This is a genomic window from Paenibacillus sp. FSL H8-0048 (assembly GCF_038002825.1).
Lineage (GTDB): Bacteria > Bacillota > Bacilli > Paenibacillales > Paenibacillaceae > Paenibacillus_AQ.
The window spans coordinates 732,086-750,640 of record NZ_JBBODF010000001.1 but is presented as its reverse complement, the minus strand read 5'-3'; the positions used below and the strand labels follow the sequence as shown (position 1 = coordinate 750,640).

Here is an 18,555-nt window from a genome sequence, read left to right as displayed (position 1 = left end):
ATACCGGAACTCAGTATATCAAACATAGGTTGGTGGTCAGTACAATGGGCATGGATAACTTGGATGAACGCAAAGAATTGATCTATTTCCGGGAGCAGTGGACGGAATCCGTCCCTGCTCCAGAGCCTTCAGCTGCCCCCTCCGGGGCAGAGGCTCTGCTGGTGTACATGGCAGCAGGGGACATAGAGGCCCGTGAGGCTGCGAGAGAATTAAGCCGTAATTTCACTGTGATAACCATCGCAGCAGGCGGTTCCTTCCACAAACAGGCAGAACATGATTACATGATTAATCCCGGGGCTGAGCAGGACTATACCGCTGTGCTGACGGATGTGATAGGAGAGAAGCTGAACGTTACCCATGCTGTGATGCTTTGGAAGCAATCCTCTTCCACAGAGGGGCCGCTTACACCGGATACCGGTGCGATGCTCACCGTATTCCACTGGATTCAAGCCTTCCATACCCTGAAGCTGCGGTTGAACCTCCGCTGGTTATCCATAGCCAGAAGCGGTGCTGAAGCAGACCCGGCTACGGAAGCCCTGGGAGCGTACGGCAGCTCGTTACAGCGGGTATATCCGCGCCTGCGTTTCACTCACATCCGGCTTGCCGACGGGGAGTACAATCTGGCACAGCTTATCCGCCAGGAGAGTCTGCTGGACCGCTTTGCTTTTACACATGAGGCGGAATACAGGCAGGGCCGCAGATTAGAGCGGGAGTTCAGCGAGCTTGACTTGAAGGCAGGCGGCGGACCCGTTCAGCTGAAGCAAGGCGGTGTGTATATCATCTCCGGCGGAGCCGGGGCGCTGGGCAAGATCCTGAGTACACATCTCGCACAGAAACGGCAGGCGAAGCTGATTCTGCTGGGCAGGCGTCCGCTTACTGCTTCCTTAGAGCATCAGCTTGACGCATTGCGCACCTTAGGCGGAGAAGCGCTGTACCTGGCCTGCGATATTGCAAATCCTGCGGAGGTGCATGCGGCAGTCCGGGAGGCGAAGCAGCGGTATGGAGCGGTTAACGGTGTGATCCATGCGGCGGGACAGGTGAGTGGGCAGCTTGTTTTTCAGAAAAACACCGCCGCCTTCGCAGAGGTTCTCCGGCCGAAAATCGCCGGAATCGCCGCCCTCGATGAAGCTACTCGGCACGAGCCGCTGGATTTCTTCGCCGCCTTCTCCTCAACGTCTTCCTTGCTGGGGGATTTCGGTCAATGCGACTACGCGTTGGCGAACCGGTTCATGGACCGGTATTTGCAGCTCAGGCATCAATGGATGGAGCAAGGCAGGCGGCAGGGCAAGAGCCTAAGCGTGAATTGGCCGCTGTGGGAAGCGGGAGGCATGCACCTGGACCCGCAGGGGGAACAGCTCTATTTGCAGACCTCCGGGATGGGATATTTATCCGCTGAGCTGGGAATCAGCGCTTTTGAACAACTATTGGCAAGTGAGACCCGGCAAGCCGCAGTAGTATACGGGGAACGGGCAAGGCTGGAGATGCAGCTGAAGCTGAAGCCGGAGCAGGCCGCGCAGGTCAAGGGAGGAAGTGTGAGGTTGGAGGAGCATACGGAGATCAACACCGGATCATTGGAACAACAGGCGATGCAGGATGTGCTGAACCTGGCGGCGCAGATTTTGCAGACACAGCCCGGGAAGCTGAACGTGGAGGAGAACATGGGCGATTTCGGCTTTGATTCGCTGTCATTGAAGGAATTCGCCGACGAATTAAGCGGGCTGTATGATATTGAACTGTCACCGGCGGTCTTCTTTGCCAAAACTACACTGGAAGAGCTGCTCGCGTTCCTGCTGGAGGAGTTCGGCCCGGAGGTTCAGGCGCACTATTCCGCTGTAACTCTGGCGGCTACGCCAGCTGCTTCACCTGAACGGGCAGAGCCGCTGCATGAGTTCCCGGCTGCGTCCGCATCGCCTCCCATGGGGGCTGACGCTGATTCGCAGCGCTTCACAGCAGCATCCGCAGACGAAGCACAGCCGCCGGAGCTACTGCCGCTGGCCCGCAAATTCCCGGGCCGCAGCAAGACCAGCCGCACTATCGCCGCTCCGAAACCGGCAGCGCTGCGGGATGTGGCGGTGACCGGCATGAGCTTCAAGCTGCCGGGCGCCGATACGGCAGAGGAGCTCTGGCGGATTCTGGAGAACCAGGAGAACCAGATCCGGGAGATTCCGGCAGACCGCTGGGATTGGAAGGCGTACTACAGTACGGACCCGCAGGCGGAGAACCGGACGAATTCCCGCTGGGGCGGCTTTATCAGCGGCCATGATACATTTGATGCGAAGTTCTTCCAGATCTCTCCACGTGAAGCAGAGCTGATGGACCCGCAGCAGAGATTGTTTATTCAGGCCGTCTGGAAGGCTGTGGAGGACAGCGGGTACAAGATGTCCGCGCTTGCCGGGCAGCCGGTGGGTGTCTTCTCCGGTGTACAATTCAATGATTATCAGCAGCTCTTATCTGCGAACATGGACAAGATTCAGGCCCAGTCCAGCATTGGTAATGCAACTGCTCTGCTCAGCAACCGCGTATCCTATCTGTTCAATTTCAAAGGGCCGAGCGAATCCATTGACACCGCCTGCTCCAGCAGTCTCGTCGCCCTGCACCGGGCGGTGAAGTCTATCCAGCAGGGAGAGAGCAGCCTTGCTCTGGCCGGCGGGGTGAGCCTGATGCTTGATCCCAATACCTATGTAGGAGCAGGAGTAATGGGCGTATTCTCCCCGGAAGGACAATGCAGAACCTTCGACCGCAGTGCGGACGGCTACGTTAAGGGTGAAGGTGTTGGAGTCATAGTGCTGAAGCCGCTGGAGCAGGCCGTAGCAGATGGAGATCACATCTACGGCGTAATCAAGGGCACTGCCGTGAATCACGGGGGGCGTGGGCATTCGCTGACTGCCCCGAGCCCGGATGCTCAGGCGGAGCTGGTGGTGCAGGCCTTCACTGAGGCGGGTGTCGATCCGTCAGCCGTATCTTACATTGAGACGCATGGAACGGGCACAGAGCTGGGGGACCCGGTGGAGATCAACGGGCTGAAGAAGGCCTTCACTGAACTGTACCGCCGCCGGGATACCCTTCCGGGTCCCGGACCGCGGATTGGTCTTGGCGCATTCAAATCGAATATCGGCCATCTGGAGCCTGCATCCGGGATTGCCGGGGTGATTAAGGTATTGCTGTCTCTCTCCAGAGGCAAGCTGCCTGGAAACCTTCATTTCAAGGAGCTCAATCCGTATATTCAGCTGGAGGGCACCCCGTTCTATGTACTGGAGCACACGAAGAACTGGGAGGCAGGGGTGAACAGAGACGGACAGCCGGTGCCGCGCTGCGCAGGTGTCAGCTCCTTCGGCTTCGGCGGCACGAACGCCCACGCCGTTATTGAAGAGTATTTGCAGCCTGTACAGCCCATACGGGCTGTGCATGAACCCGCCGTATTTCTCCTGTCGGCCAAGAATGCTGACCGGCTGTGCGAGTATGCGGCACTCCTTCAGAGCGCACTTACCGGAGCGGCGGATATACACAGGATGGCTTATACCCTCCAGACCGGACGGGAAGAGCTGGAGGAACGGCTCGCTGTCATTGGCTCGACACCGGAGGAGCTGAGGGAGGCACTGGCCGCTTATTGCGGCGGGTATCCGTCAGATTCGCTCTTCACAGGCAGCGTCCCTAAATCCCGCATAGCAGCCCAAGCAGCGGACAATTCCCCTACGGAAATCACCGGTGCCTTGTCCGTTAGGAATCATGTTTTCCTCGCCAAGGCATGGACAAAGGGCAGCACCATAGATTGGACTGTGCTATACGGCAACCGTTATCCGGTAAGAATGCCCTTGCCGGGGTACCCTTTTGCACAGTCCCGTTATTGGATGCCGCTGAAGGAGTCAGGCGGTGTTCCCGCCAAGACTGAAGTTCCTATCCATGCTCTGCACGCGCTGATTGACCGGAACAGGTCCACGCTGTACGAGCAGGTGTTCGAGAAAACCTTTGCAGGTAACGAATTCTATCTGTCCGACCATGGGCATGTCCTGCCGGGCGTTGTCTATCTGGAGATGATCCGGGCAGCCGGTGCACTGGCCGCTCCTGGGCAGACCGTTACCGGAATCCGCAATGTAGTCTGGTCAAGTCCGGTTCTGGTGGACAAGCAAGCGCTGGAGGTTAGGGCTGTATTGCAGCCTGGTGCCCAAGGAATCGGTTTTCAGATCTATTCCGGACAGGACGGACAGCGGGTGGAACACGCCCAAGGCAAGCTGGTGCTTACCTCTTCCGCAGACAGACTGCCGGAGAGCCTGGATGTCAGTCTCCTAACCGGCCGATGCAGCGGAGGGGAGCAAGAGGCGCGCTCCTACTATGAGCTGCTGCGTAGTCTGGGTGCTGAGCTGGGCCACCGCTTCTCAGGGATACAGGCCTTTTATTTCAATCCGGCAGAGGCCATCTCCAGGCTGGCCGTGCCGGAAGATCTCCGGCCGACACTGGACAGTTACCAGCTTCATCCGACTTTAACGGACGGAGGCTTGCAGTCAGCAGTGGCTTTTGCCTACCGGACAGGACTGATCGACCGGCAGGTGCTGTTCGTGCCGTTCGTGCTGGGACAGCTCGACATTATCGATGCTTCCGTTCAGCCCGCATACGCTTATGTTAAGCGCTCGCCGGGCCAGGGACTGAAATTCGATATTGCGTTCCTGACGGAAGCCGGAAATGTGGTCTCAAGAATGAAGGAGCTTACGCTCCGCCCGTTCCAGGTGAACCCGCATGCAGAAGCTTCATCTTCCTTGCCAGAGCCGAAGTCAAGTGCCGGTGAGCTGGTCTATCTGACCCCAAGCTGGGTGGAGAGTGCTATAGAACCGCTGGCAGAACCCTCCGCTTCAGGAGTCACCCTCCTGGTCATGGGGGCTCCCGTTGAACAAGAGGCCCAGCAAGGCGCTGAATTTCCTGCCGATGCCATACAGGTAAAATCCGCTTCAATCTACTGCAAGCTGGCCGCAGATCAGGTTCAGCTGAATCCGTCCGATCCGCAGAGCTACGCAAGACTGGCAGAGGATTACAGCATCGCCGAGGATACGCGACTGCAGATTATCTATCTGCTTGGCAGTCCGGGCTGCCGGACAGTCAAGGAACGTGTGGACAAGGATATCTATCCCGTGTTCCACCTGTGTAAATGGCTGGCCTCCATCCGCTTCCGGCATCCGGTCCGTCTGGTCTGCATCTACCGCAATGGGCAGACAGTCGCCGAGTATAGCGCACTGTCCGGCTTCTTCCGCTCAGCCGCGCTGGAGAATCCGAAGCTTCAGGGCAGCCTGATCCAGCTCAAGGATCACAGCAGATTGAAGGATGTACTGGAGCAGGAGCTCTCAGACAGCAGACCTGAATATGAGGTCAAGTATGAAGACGGCACCAGATATAGCCGGCGCTTAATTCCCTCACTGCCGCTTGCGGGCAGCACAGGCAAGCTGAAGACCGGCGGTGCTTATATGATTGTCGGCGGGCTGGGCGGGCTGGGCTACAAGGTGGCCGAGCATTTGGCGGCAAAGTATCAGGCCCGGCTGATCCTCTGCGGCAGAAGCATAAGCGCCGACCCCGCCAAGCTGGATCGGCTGAGGGTTCTTGGCGGTGATGCAGCCTATCTCCCGCTGGATTTAGCGGACGAGAAGGCCGTAGAGCTGGCGGTAACAGCAGCCAAAGGGATCTATAACCGGCTGGATGGTGTCATCCACTCCGCAGGTGTCATTAAGGATTCGCTGCTGGCCAAAAAGAACATGGCGGATATAGCCGAGGTGCTGAGTGCCAAGGTATACGGAACAGTTCATCTATACCGGGCGCTGTCCCGCGATAATCCGGAGCTGCTGTTCCTGCCGTTCTCTTCATCCACCGCGCTGATCGGTAATATCGGGCAGAGTGACTATGCTTATGCCAACAGCTTCTTGGATCATTATGTGGCGCTTATGAATGAGAAGCGGGGCAGAAGGGATACCGCAGTGAACTGGTCCTTGTGGGACAAGGGCGGCATGCAGGTGGACAGCGGGACAAGGGAGCTATTGTGGACGAGATTCGGGATGCTCCCGCTATCCGATCAATCAGGACTGCTCGCCCTGGAAGAGAGCCTGTCCTCCCCGGAAGCCCAGGTGATGGTGGTCTCCGGCGACAAGGAGAGAATGATTCAGGCATTCACCGGGACAGCGGGTCAGCCGAAGCGCCAGCTAAGACAGCCGGAAGGCTGCGATAGCGCCGCGCATGCGGATACCGGACGGAGCCGTCAACTGGAGGAAGCACTCATCGGGATTATGGCAGAGATCCTTAAGAGCGACCGGAGTGAGATTCACCGGGAATCCGACCTTGCTGAGCTCGGCTTCGATTCCATCTCGTTCACCGAGCTGTCGAATGCCGTTAACCGGACGCTTGGGGTGGAAATTACACCTACGCTGTTCTTTGAGCAGTCTACACCAGCTGCAATTGCGGAAGCGGTCTACGGGGAGTACCGGTCTGTGATAGACCGGCATTTTGCGCCGGAGGAGGAGCTTAAGACCGGTCTTTTGACGGTTCAAGCGAAGCAATCAGATTCTGAGCAATCCGCCCTTCAGGCTCAGGCTGCCTTCAGACTGATGCACCCTGAACCGGGTACCGGGGCAGCCCAGGCTCTGCAATCAGCCAATCCACCCGCACAGCCGGGACAGACTACGGGCGTTCTGCCCGGTGCCAGAGAGCCTATCGCCATCGTGGGCATGAGCGGGATGATGCCCGGAGCAGACGACCTGGAGCAGTTCTGGTCCAATCTGGCGGCACAGAAGGATATGGTCACTACCATTCCTGAAGACCGCTGGAGCTGGCAGGAACGGTACGGTGATCCGCGCCGGGAGGCCGGGAGAACAGACGTGAAATACGGTGCATTCCTGAAGCGCATTGATACGTTTGATCCGTTATTCTTCGGTATTTCACCAGTGGAGGCGGAGAAAATGGACCCGCAGGAGAGACATATGCTTCAGACCGTATGGCATACGCTGGAGAATGCGGGCTACAAGCCGGAGACGCTGTCGGGTACCCGGACCTCGGTGTTCATCGGGGTATCGAACGGGGATTATCAGGAACTGCTCCTTAAGGAGGAGATAGCCACTACGCTGACCCGCACGATGCTGACGAACCGTATCTCCTATTTCTTCAATTGGAGCGGACCGAGCGAGCCGGTGGATACAGCCTGCTCCAGCTCCCTGGTGGCAATCCACCGTGCGGTGGAGTCCATCTGGAATGAAGGCTGCCCTTATGCGGTAGCAGGCGGAATCAACCTGATTGCCAGCCCGAACCTCTTCATTGCGGGCGGAAGTCTGGGGATGCTCAGTAAGGACGGGAAATGCAAGACCTTCGACAAAGACGCCGACGGGTATGTACGGGGCGAAGGGGCGGGTGCGCTGCTGCTGAAGCCGCTGTCCGCCGCCGTCAGGGATAAGGACTATATTCATGGGGTGATCCGGGGAACTGCGGTTAATCACGGAGGGAAGTCGAATTCAATCACTTCGCCGCATGCCAAAGCCCAGGCTGAGGTAATTATCCGCGCCCATGCAGCCGCAGGGATAGACCCTTCCACGGTCACTTACATCGAGACACACGGTACAGGCACCAGCCTGGGCGATCCGATTGAGATCGAAGGATTGAAAAAAGCCTTCAAAGCCCTCTACCAGCAGTGGGGCAAGCCTGAATCCGAGCTTCCGCAATGTGTAATCGGTTCGCTCAAAACGGCGGTCGGCCATCTGGAATCGGCGGCGGGCATAGCGGGTGTCAGCAAAGTGCTGCTGTCGATGAAGTACGGGAGCATTCCGGGAAACATCCATTTTAAGGAACTCAACCCCTATATCAAGCTGGAGGGCAGCGGGCTTAGCATAGCGGAGCACACGGTTCCATGGAAGCCGCTTACAGGCAGCCGGGACAGCGTAATTCCGCGCAGGGCAGGTGTCAGCGCATTCGGCGTAGGCGGGAGCAATGCCCATATCGTGCTGGAGGAATACCGCAACCCTACGGCGGAGGTCCCTGTACAGAGCCGCAATCCGCACATCATCACTCTCTCTGCCAAAAGCAGGACCAGCCTCAGGGAAAACAGCCGCAGGCTACAGGCCTACATTGGCCGCATGTTGACAGCTGAAGCGGCCAGTCCTGCGCTGAATAACAATATCCACAGCATCGAGACAAGTCTGCTGCGGGACGTTACCGCCTTATTCAGAGCAGTGATGGCGCTTGACGGGGAGGAGATTGATCCGGGAGCGGAGCTTGAGGAATACGGTCTGGATGCGGTCAAGACACTGCAGCTTCTGGAGCTGCTGAGGGACAAATTCGGACTTGAGTTCAAGGATGCCGTCTACGGCTTCTCTTCCCTTGGCAGTCTGGTGATGTTCCTGATGCAGCACGACCCTTCGGGACTCAGCAACTATTATGAGCTGCGGCACAAGACACTTCTACCTGAAGAAAGGGTCTGCCTGCACGAGAGTCTGACCCTGGAGGAGCTGGCCTACAATCTTCAGACCGGACGCGCCGAGATGACGGAGCGGCTGGCTATTGTGGCAGACAGTCTGGGCATGCTCCACGGGAAGCTGGAGGCCTACCTGTCCGGGCTTCAAGGCCAGTCCGGCATCTACGAAGGGCAGAGCAGTCAGCGCTCGGCACTCAGCCAGCTGTTCGACGGCGAGGAGAGCAGCCTGTTCATGAGTGAGTTGTTGCTTGCCCGGAGACTGGATAAGCTTGCGCAGCTCTGGGTGCAGGGAGTATCCATCGACTGGAGCACCTGGTACCCGCAGCCTCTGCGCAAGACACCGCTGCCCGAATATGCTTTTGACGAAGAACGTTACTGGCTGCCAAGTCCGGTGAAGGCTCCTGAAGGAGAAGCGCCTGTCTTGCCCTCCTTCATTGAAGAAGCGTCCGAAGTCTTGGACGATAACCAGCTGCTGATGTGGCTGAACAAGCTGCATAACAGGGAAATAAGCGCCGAGAATCTAAATCTGTTAGTGGGGGATCTCCTGGAATGAGCACCTATTCGAGAATGCAGCTGTTGAAGCTGGTGGAGAATCAGCAAATGTCACCGGAGGAAGCGTTAAAAATCATTAGAGAGAACACCCCACGGCCTTCCGGCATGCCGGTACAGCCGCCGCAGAAGATGCAGGAGATGCAGGAGGAACTGCAATATGGAGCAGCCTCTCCCCCTGCGCCAGCTGAGCGGCTGAGTTCGGCCGGACCATTGAATAAGCTGCTGGCAGAGGGGGTATCCGCACTGCTGAAGGTACCGGCAGACAAAATCCGCCCGGATGACGACTGGAAGAGCTTCGGGTTCGATTCTATCAGCTTCACGGGCTTTCACAGCTTTTTAACCGAACGCCTGGGGTTCAGCTTTCCACTGGACAGCTTTTTTGAATACAGCACGATCAACAGCTTAAGCGGATATTTGCTTGCTTCCTTTCCCGAAGCAGCAGGTCAGGATCTCAGCGGGGCAGCCAATGTACAAGACAAGGAGCAAGTGAGCTCTCCAAGTTACCAGCCTGAAGAGAGCCCACGGGCCCCACAGGATTCCCTGTGGCTGGTCAACAGCGCAGACCGCTTTTTCCTTGACTTCTGGAGCAAGCTTGACGGCTCTTCCGCTGCTTCGGCCAAGACAGGGTATCAAACGTTGTCTGTATCCGAGCTGGATCGTGTGCCGCACAAATATATACAAGTATTGGTCAATACCTCCGCCGGACAGAAAATAGAAGCGGTGATCTCGGGGAAGGGCAAGCCGCTGGTAATTGTCGGCGGGGTGGGGATGGCCTCGCCGATGATTCTGCATCAGCTTGATTATTTCTCCAGCCGCTGCCGGGTCATTAGCATTCATAATCCGGGCTGCGGTCTCAGTGAGGCTATTGATGATTACTCGCTGGAGCACAGGGTCCAAGTAATTGCCGAAGTATTGGACCGGCTGGGAGTGACGGAAGCAGTGGATGTGATCGGTATATCCTGGGGAGGGATGATCGGACAAACGTTCAGTGTCATGTACCCGGAGCGGGTCTCCAGTCTGATTCTGGTCAGCTCCATCTATGAAATCGTCAATGAGAATCCGCAGATGGATGCCGATTCGGCCATGCGCAAGGATCTGGAAGCCGTCGACCGCGGGCTCGATTCACTGGAGCTGATGGAATACGGGAAGAGCATCGACAAGCAGATTTTCACGAAGTATATGGAATATTATCTGCCCGGCAATCACCGCAGCTACTCTACTGCCGGACTGCTCGGCCGTATCCGGGTGCCGGTACTGATCATCTGCGGCAGGAAAGACACCATTATCAATACCCGGCAATCTGCAGAGATGGCAGCTGCCATCCCTGGTGCCCATAGTCTGGAGCTGGCGGACGCCGCCCATTTCCTGTTCATGACACATCACGGCGAACTTAACCGGGCTGTGGAAGAGTTCATCTTCCCGGCGGAACCCGCTCCCTTCCGTCTGCAGGACAACAGCGCGCTCCTGAAGGACAAGGAGGAACTGCACCTGTTGGAGCTGGATATAAAAGGAATTGAAGGCTACGCCGGTCTGGAGGATCGCCTGAATGAATTGTGCATGAGCTATGCCTACAGGTATATCAGTCAATGCGGCTTCGATACTTCGCCCGGGGCAGTCCATGACAGGACTGTCTGGGTGAAGCAGTTGAAGCTTCTCCCGGCGTATAGCCGGCTGCTGGACTCTATGATCGGCATGCTGGCAGAGGACGGGGTGGTCAGACTGCTCGGCAGCCGCCTGCAATTCATCAAGCCCGAAGCGGAGATTCCTGAACCGCAGCAGTTATACGAGGCTTGTCTGGAGGATTATCCCGACTTCCGGGGAATGCTCCGGTTCCTGGATTATTGCTGCGCCCATTATAAGGAGGCCCTCAGCGGGGCCATTCCGCCGGTCAGCGTACTTTTTCCCAAAGGCAGCGCGGAAGCACTGGAGCAGAGCAACCGGGATACGGCAGAGCATGGTAGGGAGCGGGTCTATGCCAGGGTAACACATGATATTCTTGCTTCCTTAATCTCTAAGGCCCGCAGCGGCAAGCCGGTCCATATCCTGGAGATTGGCGGCGGGACCGGCTTGTTGACCCGTCAGCTGCTCGATTTGGCCGCACTGCCGAATGTGAATTACAGCTTCACGGATATCGGGGAATATTTCATTACCAAGGCGAAGGATAATCCCGACTTCAAGGCGCTGCATTTCAGGACCTTCGATATCAGCAAGAATCCGGCAGATCAGGGCCTCGCACTGCACAGCTTCGATGCTGTGGTTGGGCTAAATGTAGTCCATGCTACAAGAGATATAGGCGTGACACTGGAGCACCTCCGGCAGGTGCTTGTACCGGGTGGGCTGCTGATGCTGATTGAGGCCTGCCAGCGGCGGCGCTGGGTGGATCTGGTCTGGGGGCTTGCCGAAGGCTGGTGGCTGTTCGAGGACCGGAAGCTGCGCAATAGCTCTCCGATCATAGACCCGTATGCCTGGGAGCAGGCCTTCGCAGATGCGGGCTACCATGACATCCATCTCCTGCCCGGAGACGATGAACGGCGCTTTATGGCGGACTGTATTCTCATTGCGGGGCACAGACGGTAAATATACTATATATTGAAACAAAATTTAACATTATACAGCATAAACATTCATTGACAGTCAGAGAACGAGTAGATGATAATTTAGTAGATTAGTAGTGAAAATTCTGGAAAATATGACACAGCAAATCTTCAAGGAGGCGGGCATGGAAGCGACCTATGATCTGTTTACGCTTAAAACGCAGTGCATGACTTTTTTGAACTACGCTTATCTCGGTATTGACAAGACCTCCCGCAAAGCTTTTGTGGTTGATCCGTCCTGGGATGTATCGCAGATGATCCGTATTTTGGAGTCACATGACGCCTCGCTTGAGGCTGTGCTGCTGACCCACTCTCATTTTGACCACACCAATATGGTAAAGAAGCTCGAAAGGCTCTACCGTCCCACCGTCTATATCTCCAAAACAGAGGCGGACTACTATAAATACCGCTGCAACCGGCTCAGAACCGTTGAGGACATGGACCGGATTCACATTGGAGATTCAGCAATCACCTGTCTCGTGACCCCCGGGCATACCCCGGGCAGCGTCTGTTACTGGGGCGAAGACCATCTGTTCTCCGGCGATACGGTATTTATCGAAGGCTGCGGCTTATGCGACAGCGACGGCGGTTCGGCAGAGGATATGTTCTACAGCATCCACCGGCTGATCCGGCTGATTCCGCCAAGCGCACAGGTATTCCCGGGCCATTCCTTCGGTGATCCGCCGGGCAAAGAGATGAGCTATCTTTACAAGAAGAATCTGTATTTTCAGATCGATGATATCAATCATTTTGTGAAATACAGGAACCGCAAGAATAATGCCAGAGTGTTTGATTTCAAATAAGCCGCTCCACATTCGGGAGGTACGGAAAATGCACAGCGAAATGGTGTTTATGTTCTCCGGGCAAGGCTCACAGTACCACAAGATGGGGTATGAATTGTTCGAAAAGCAGCCGGTATTCCGTCAATCCATGGAGCGTCTGGACCGGATCTTTCATGAGCTGACCGGCAAAAGTGTGATTACAGAGCTGTATCTGGGCACGAAGCGCAAAGGCTCCAAGTTCGAAGATATTGTCTATTCCCATCCCGCAATCTTCATGGTTCAGTATGCGCTGGCAGAAACATTGGCGGCAGAGGGCATCACCCCGCACTATATACTGGGTGTCAGTCTTGGAGAGTATGTTGCACTGGCTGTAGCTAAAGTGCTGACGCCGCAGCAGGCACTGGAGCTGATCGTGAAGCAAGTAGAGCTGCTCCGCGCAAACTGCACTACCGGTGCGATGATTGCCGTACTGGATCATGAACAGCTCTATCACGAGAACGTAGAGCTGAACTCCCGCTCGGAACTGATCGCGGTGAATTTCGACCAGCATTTCACCATTGCCTGCAGACGCGAGCAGGTTAAGGAAGTTCAGAAGTTCATCAAAGAGCGCGGCGTAGCCAGCCTGAAGCTGCCGGTCAATTACGCCTTTCACTCCTCATCTATCGACGAACTGGAGGAGCCTTACCGTACATATTTGCAGAAAATAGAGTACAAGTCTCCGGCCGGGGAAGTCACTCTGGTATCCTCTATGGCCGGAGGAATCGTGCAGAAGGTTGATGAATCGTTCCTGTGGGATGTGCTGAGGAAGCCGATGAACTTCCGGGGGGCACTTGAGAGTCTGGCTGCCGGGGGAGAACGGTTCTTTCTTGATCTGGGTCCTTCCGGCACCCTGGAGAATTTCAGCAAATACATTTTGGGGAAAAAGCAGTCCGGGCAAATCCGGTCCGTAATTACGCCGATGGGCAGTGAATTGAAGAAGCTGAATGAGCTCGTTGCTGAATGTACGCAAATGAACCTTGAGAAGGAGGCGGAGGAGCCGCTGATGAGCAAGAAAGCCTATTTATTTCCGGGACAGGGTGCACAGTTCGTTGGCATGGGAGGCAGTCTGTTCCAGGAGTATCCCGAATATACAGCGATTGCGGACCGGGTGCTCGGTTATTCCATTGAAGAGCTGTGCCTTAGGAACAGCAGTAACCTGCTGGATACTACTGCTTATACGCAGCCTGCGCTCTATGTCGTTAATGTGCTGTCCTATCTTAAGGAATTACAGAAGGGAAGCGGAACACCGGATTACGTAGCCGGACATAGCCTGGGTGAGTACAGTGCGCTCTATGCGGCGGGTGTGTTCGATTTCGAGACGGGACTGAGAATTGTGCAGCAACGGGGCGCACTGATGAATTCAGCCACCGGCGGCGGCATGGCCGCGGTCATCGGGCTGACAGAGGAAGAGGTCCTGCGGATTCTAGCACAGAACAGTCTCGACCAGCTGGATGTGGCTAATCTTAATACACCTACGCAGATCGCTGTCTCCGGTCTGAAGGAGGATGTCGAAGCCGCCAAAGAAATCTTCGAGAAGAACGGTGCTTCCGCTTATGTGATTCTGAATGTCAGCGGTGCTTTTCATTCCCGGTATATGCGCCCTTCAGCGATGCAATTCCGGGAATTCCTCAGCCAGTTCGAGTTCGCGCCGCCGTCTATTCCGGTCATTGCCAACCTGACAGCCCGGCCGTATTCGGCAGACGGCGCTCTGCACTATATGACCGAGCAGATGATCAGCAGTGTGAAATGGTCCGAATCTGTCCGTTATCTCATGGGCAGGCACCCGGACATGGAGCTGACCCAGATCGGCCCGGGACATGTAATCGCAGGACTGGTCAGCAAAATTCAGCGCGAAGCCGGACCGCTCATCGTCGATGATGCCGCCGAAGCGGCACTGGCCATCGCTGAAGCAGCCGCGACCGCCGAAGCAGATACGCTGCCGGACACGGATGACAAGGCTGCGGTGCCAGCCGTGGCTGTAACTCCGGAAGCTGACGAAGCTGCGGAAATCTTGGAGGCTGCAGAAGCTGTGACGCAAGAGCAGCCAGCCCTTGGAGGAGCTCTCACCGGGACCGGGCTGGGAAGCCCGGTATTCAAGCACCGGTACGGATTGGACTATGCATATCTGATGGGAGGCATGAATGACGGAATATCTTCACAGGAGCTGGTTGTGCAAGCCGGGAGAGCCGGCTGTCTCGCCTTTCTGGGAGCCGGCGGCATGAAGGCAGCGGAGCTTGGGAATGCAATCCGACATATCCGCCGGGAACTCGGGGACAGCAAGCTTCTTGGGGTGTCTGTCACCTATCACCCGATTTATCCGCAGCAGGAGGAGCAGCTGATCGATCTCCTGCTCCAGGAGAAGATCAGGCTGGTTGAAGCCTCCTCTTACCTCACCTTGACGCCAGCACTGATTAAATACCGTCTGCTGGGCCTTACACTGGCGGAGGATGGTACTGTGCAGAGCAGCCACAAGATCATCGCCAAGGTCTCGCGGCCCGACATTGCTTCCATGTTCATGTCGCCCGCTCCGGCCCGCATCGTGGACAAGCTGCTGGCACAGCGGCAGATTACGGCGGAGCAGGCGGAGCTGGCCCGGCTGATTCCGGTTGCGGATGATCTCTGCGCTGCCGGAGATTCGGCCGGGCCGACGGATCAGGCCAACCTTCTGAGCCTGCTGCCGACGCTTATCCGGCTGAAGAAAGAGCTGGCGGTCACCTTCGCTCCGGTGAGCAGGATGCATATCGGCGCTGCCGGAGGCATCGGAACACCGGAGGCTGCCGCAGGACTGTTCCTGATGGGTGCGGATTTCATTCTGACCGGGTCCATTAATCAGTGTACGGTGGAGAGCGGCACCAGCCCAGAGGTCAAAGAGCTGCTGGCGCAGGTGAGTGTATACGACATGGCATATGTGCCTTCCCGTGAGCTGTTCGAGCTGGGCGGCAAGGCCCAGGTGGTCAAGAAAGGGCTGTTCTTCCCGGCTAGAGCCAACAAATTATATGAGCTGTACCGCAGCACCGCCTCTATTCAGCAGCTGGACAGCAAGACGAAGTCCCAGCTCGAAGACAAATACTTCGGCCGGCCTTTGGCGGATGTTCTGGAGTCCAGCCGCCAGGCGATGCCGCCTGAAGAACAGGCTGCTGTCCAGGCAGATCCGAAGCAGCAGCTTGCCGCAGTTCTCAAATGGTACATGACCCGGGGCAGGATTTCCGCCATCTCCGGGGATTCCGGCAACAAGGTCAATTACAGCATCATGTGCGGCCCTGCTATGGGAGCCTTCAACCAATGGGTGAAGGGAAGCCCGCTGGAAGTCTGGAGAAACCGCCGGGCGGGCGATATAGCGGTCAGGATCATGGACGGGGCAGCCCGGATTCTAAGAGGAGAGGGATACGAATGAGCAAAGATCAAGTACTGGAGATTATGAAGCTGAAGATGATCGATATCCTGCCGGACTTAACGCCCGGCCAGATCCGCAGAGAAGTGAGCATGAAAGACCTGGGCGCGAACTCCATTGACCGGTTCGATATTATCTCCGACACCATGGACGAATTGAAGCTCAAGATACCGCTGCTCCAGTTCGGAAGTTTCAAGAATATCGGAGAGGTCGTAGATTTCCTGCATGAGAATCTCTGAGCGCGCACCTGGTTACCGGTATGCTGATTACCGCCCGGTATACGTTACCGGGATGGGGATTGTCAGCGCGGCTGCAAGCGGCACCGAAGCCTTCAGCCAGGCGCTGCGGCACGGACGCAGCGGAATAGGCTATCTTGAAGGGTTAACCTATGCGGACGGGCAACCGCTGATCGGTGCAGCCCTGCCGGAGGAAGGGCTTGAGCCAGCCTTCCTCTGTTATAAAGGGGATTTATCGCGGAATGCCGGCCGGTTATTCCGTATCTCCGGCAAATCGGTTAAGGCCTCAGCACTGGCCGCTGCCCAGGCCTGGCAGGAGGCGAAGCTGAATATAACCAAGCCTGAGGCGGAGCGGATTGGACTGCTTATAGCCGGAAGCAATATTTCACCGGCAATCAGCTATGCAGCCATGACGGCATGCGGGGGGCAGCCGGAGCTGCTCCATCCCCGTTATGCTCTGAATTACATGGATACCTGCCAGCTCGGGGTACTAAGCGAGATGTTCGGCATCCGCGGAGAAGGGGCCACGGTTGGCGGGGCTTCAGCTAGCGGCAATGCGGCAGTGCTTAGAGCAGCGCAGATGATTCAGCTGGGCATAGCCGATGTCTGTATGGTTATTGGTCCCCTGGCTGATCTGTCCCCGCTGGAGCTGCAAAGCTTCCTTAACATAGGAGCCTACGGCGGCCGGAGCTTCCATTCGGCCCCTGCTCATGCATGCCGTCCCTTCGACAGCCGGCATGAGGGCTTCATCTTCGGGCAGGCCGCCGCCTGCCTGATCCTGGAGGGAGCCGACAGCGCGGAGGCCCGGGAAGCAGAGGTGCTGGCCACCATTGCGGGAGGCGCAGCTTCGCTGGATGCCCATAGCCTGTCCGATCCGAATGAGGACGGACAGGTGCGGACCATGGAGCTGGCGCTGCGTACCGCCGGACTTGGCCCCTCAGGGGTAGATTATATCAATGCGCATGGCACCTCAACACCGCTGGGGGATGTGACAGAGCTGAGATCCATCGCCCGGGTATTCGGCAGCCACACGCCTGGCCTGAGGCTGAATTCGACCAAAACACTGACCGGACATTGTCTGTATGCGGCCGGAGTAGTTGAAGCCGTGGCGACGATTCTCCAGATGCAGGGGGAATATCTTCATCCACTGCCCTGGCTGGAGGAGCCGGTTAGCCCGAATTACCGGTTCGCCGCGAGGCAGGCGGAGCCTGCAAGCATTACCTGCGGGCTCAGCAATTCCTACGGCTTCGGGGGAATCAACACCGGGATTATTATCAGAAAAGGAGCAAGCTGAATGCGTGTGGGGATTGAGAGCATCAATTTTTACGGAGGACCGGCGGTCATTCCGGCCCGGACGATCTTCGAGGGCCGGGGGCTGGACCTTAGCCGGTTCGACAACCTGATGATGGACCGCAAGTCGGTGGGCGTAGCCTGCGAGGATGCTGTAACCGGCGGGGTCAATGCGGCGAAGCCGATCATTGACGCTCTGAGCGAAGCGGACAGAAACCGGATTGAGCTGGTCATTACAGCCAGCGAGTCGGGCGTCGATTTCGGTAAATCACTCAGCACCTATATCCATGACTATCTGGGCCTCGGCCGTCATTGCCGGTTATTCGAGCTGAAGCAGGCCTGCTACGGCGGCACCGCCGGACTGCATATGGCTGCGTGCTTCATCGCCTCGGGGGCGTCTCCGGGAGCCAAGGCACTAGTCATTGCTACCGATGTTGCCAGGGCGGCTGCCAAAAGCACCTATGGGGAGCCGACCCAGGCTGTCGGAGCCGTAGCGATGCTGATCAGTGCCAATCCTGAGATTCTGGAGCTGGATTTCGGCGCTACCGGCCATTACAGCTATGAGGTAATGGACACCTGCCGTCCGCTGCCGGAGATCGAGACCGGGAACCCGGATTTATCGCTGCTGTCTTATCTGGACTGCCTGGAGAACGCCTACAAGAATTATAAGGACAAGGTGGACGGTGTCGATTTCCGTGAGACCTTCGATTACCTGGCCTTCCATACGCCGTTCGGCGGTATGGTCAAGGGCGCGCACCGCAAGCTGATCCATGATGAGCTGAAGCTGAGGGGCTCTGCGGTCCAGCAGGATTTTGAGCAGAGAGTGGCCCCCTCCCTGACCTACGGCATGCAGGTGGGGAATGTCTATTCCGCCGCCTTGTACCTCAGTCTGTGCAGCTTGATTGACCAGGCGGATATTCAGGATTACCGCAGAGTCGGGTTGTTCTCCTATGGCTCTGGCTGTTCCTCTGAATTCTACAGCGGGGTGATTACACCGGAATCCGTCAGGAAGCTAAGCGCAATGAACATACAGGGGCATCTGGACAGCCGTTACGAACTGACCTTTGAGGAATACGACGATATTCTGGATCAGAACGTGGAGTGGCTGTTCGGAATCCGCGATAAGAAGGTGGATTTCTCCAGATTCAGCGGGATTTATGATCACTTCTTCAAGGGCAAGGGTTACCTTGTGCTGACAGAGGTCGATGATTTTCACCGCAAGTATGCGTGGAGCTGAACC

General features: G+C 56.9%; 7 protein-coding genes. All 7 read left to right on the top strand.

What is annotated here, in order from left to right:
- The first annotated feature begins 44 nt into the window (after positions 1–44).
- The 7 genes from NSU18_RS03460 (at position 45) to NSU18_RS03430 (ending at position 18,552) form a co-directional block, all read left to right on the top strand.
- Entirely contained in the window at positions 45–8,984 is an 8,940-nt protein-coding gene (locus tag NSU18_RS03460) for an SDR family NAD(P)-dependent oxidoreductase (protein ID WP_341148224.1), read from the top strand.
- Complete coding sequence (locus NSU18_RS03455) at positions 8,981–11,560, top strand: alpha/beta fold hydrolase (RefSeq protein WP_341148223.1); 2,580 nt, start codon at positions 8,981–8,983, stop codon at positions 11,558–11,560. The genes NSU18_RS03460 and NSU18_RS03455 overlap by 4 nt, the downstream gene beginning before the upstream one ends.
- Positions 11,561–11,672: 112 nt before the next feature.
- Positions 11,673–12,380: an MBL fold metallo-hydrolase gene (locus NSU18_RS03450; protein ID WP_341021939.1), complete on the top strand. Its 708-nt coding sequence runs from the start codon at positions 11,673–11,675 to the stop codon at positions 12,378–12,380.
- Positions 12,381–12,408: 28 nt separating this feature from the next.
- Positions 12,409–15,792 carry an ACP S-malonyltransferase gene (fabD, locus tag NSU18_RS03445; RefSeq protein ID WP_341148222.1) on the top strand — a complete coding sequence of 1,128 codons (3,384 nt, stop codon included), beginning with the start codon at positions 12,409–12,411 and terminating at the stop codon, positions 15,790–15,792.
- Entirely contained in the window at positions 15,789–16,028 is a 240-nt protein-coding gene (locus tag NSU18_RS03440) for a phosphopantetheine-binding protein (protein ID WP_341021942.1), read from the top strand. The genes fabD and NSU18_RS03440 overlap by 4 nt, the downstream gene beginning before the upstream one ends.
- The gene (locus NSU18_RS03435; protein ID WP_341148221.1) at positions 16,015–17,319 is read left to right on the top strand and encodes a beta-ketoacyl synthase N-terminal-like domain-containing protein; all 1,305 of its coding nucleotides are present in this window, start codon (positions 16,015–16,017) and stop codon (positions 17,317–17,319) included. The genes NSU18_RS03440 and NSU18_RS03435 overlap by 14 nt, the downstream gene beginning before the upstream one ends.
- Complete coding sequence (locus NSU18_RS03430) at positions 17,320–18,552, top strand: hydroxymethylglutaryl-CoA synthase family protein (protein WP_341021945.1); 1,233 nt, start codon at positions 17,320–17,322, stop codon at positions 18,550–18,552.
- Positions 18,553–18,555: the final 3 nt, after the last annotated feature.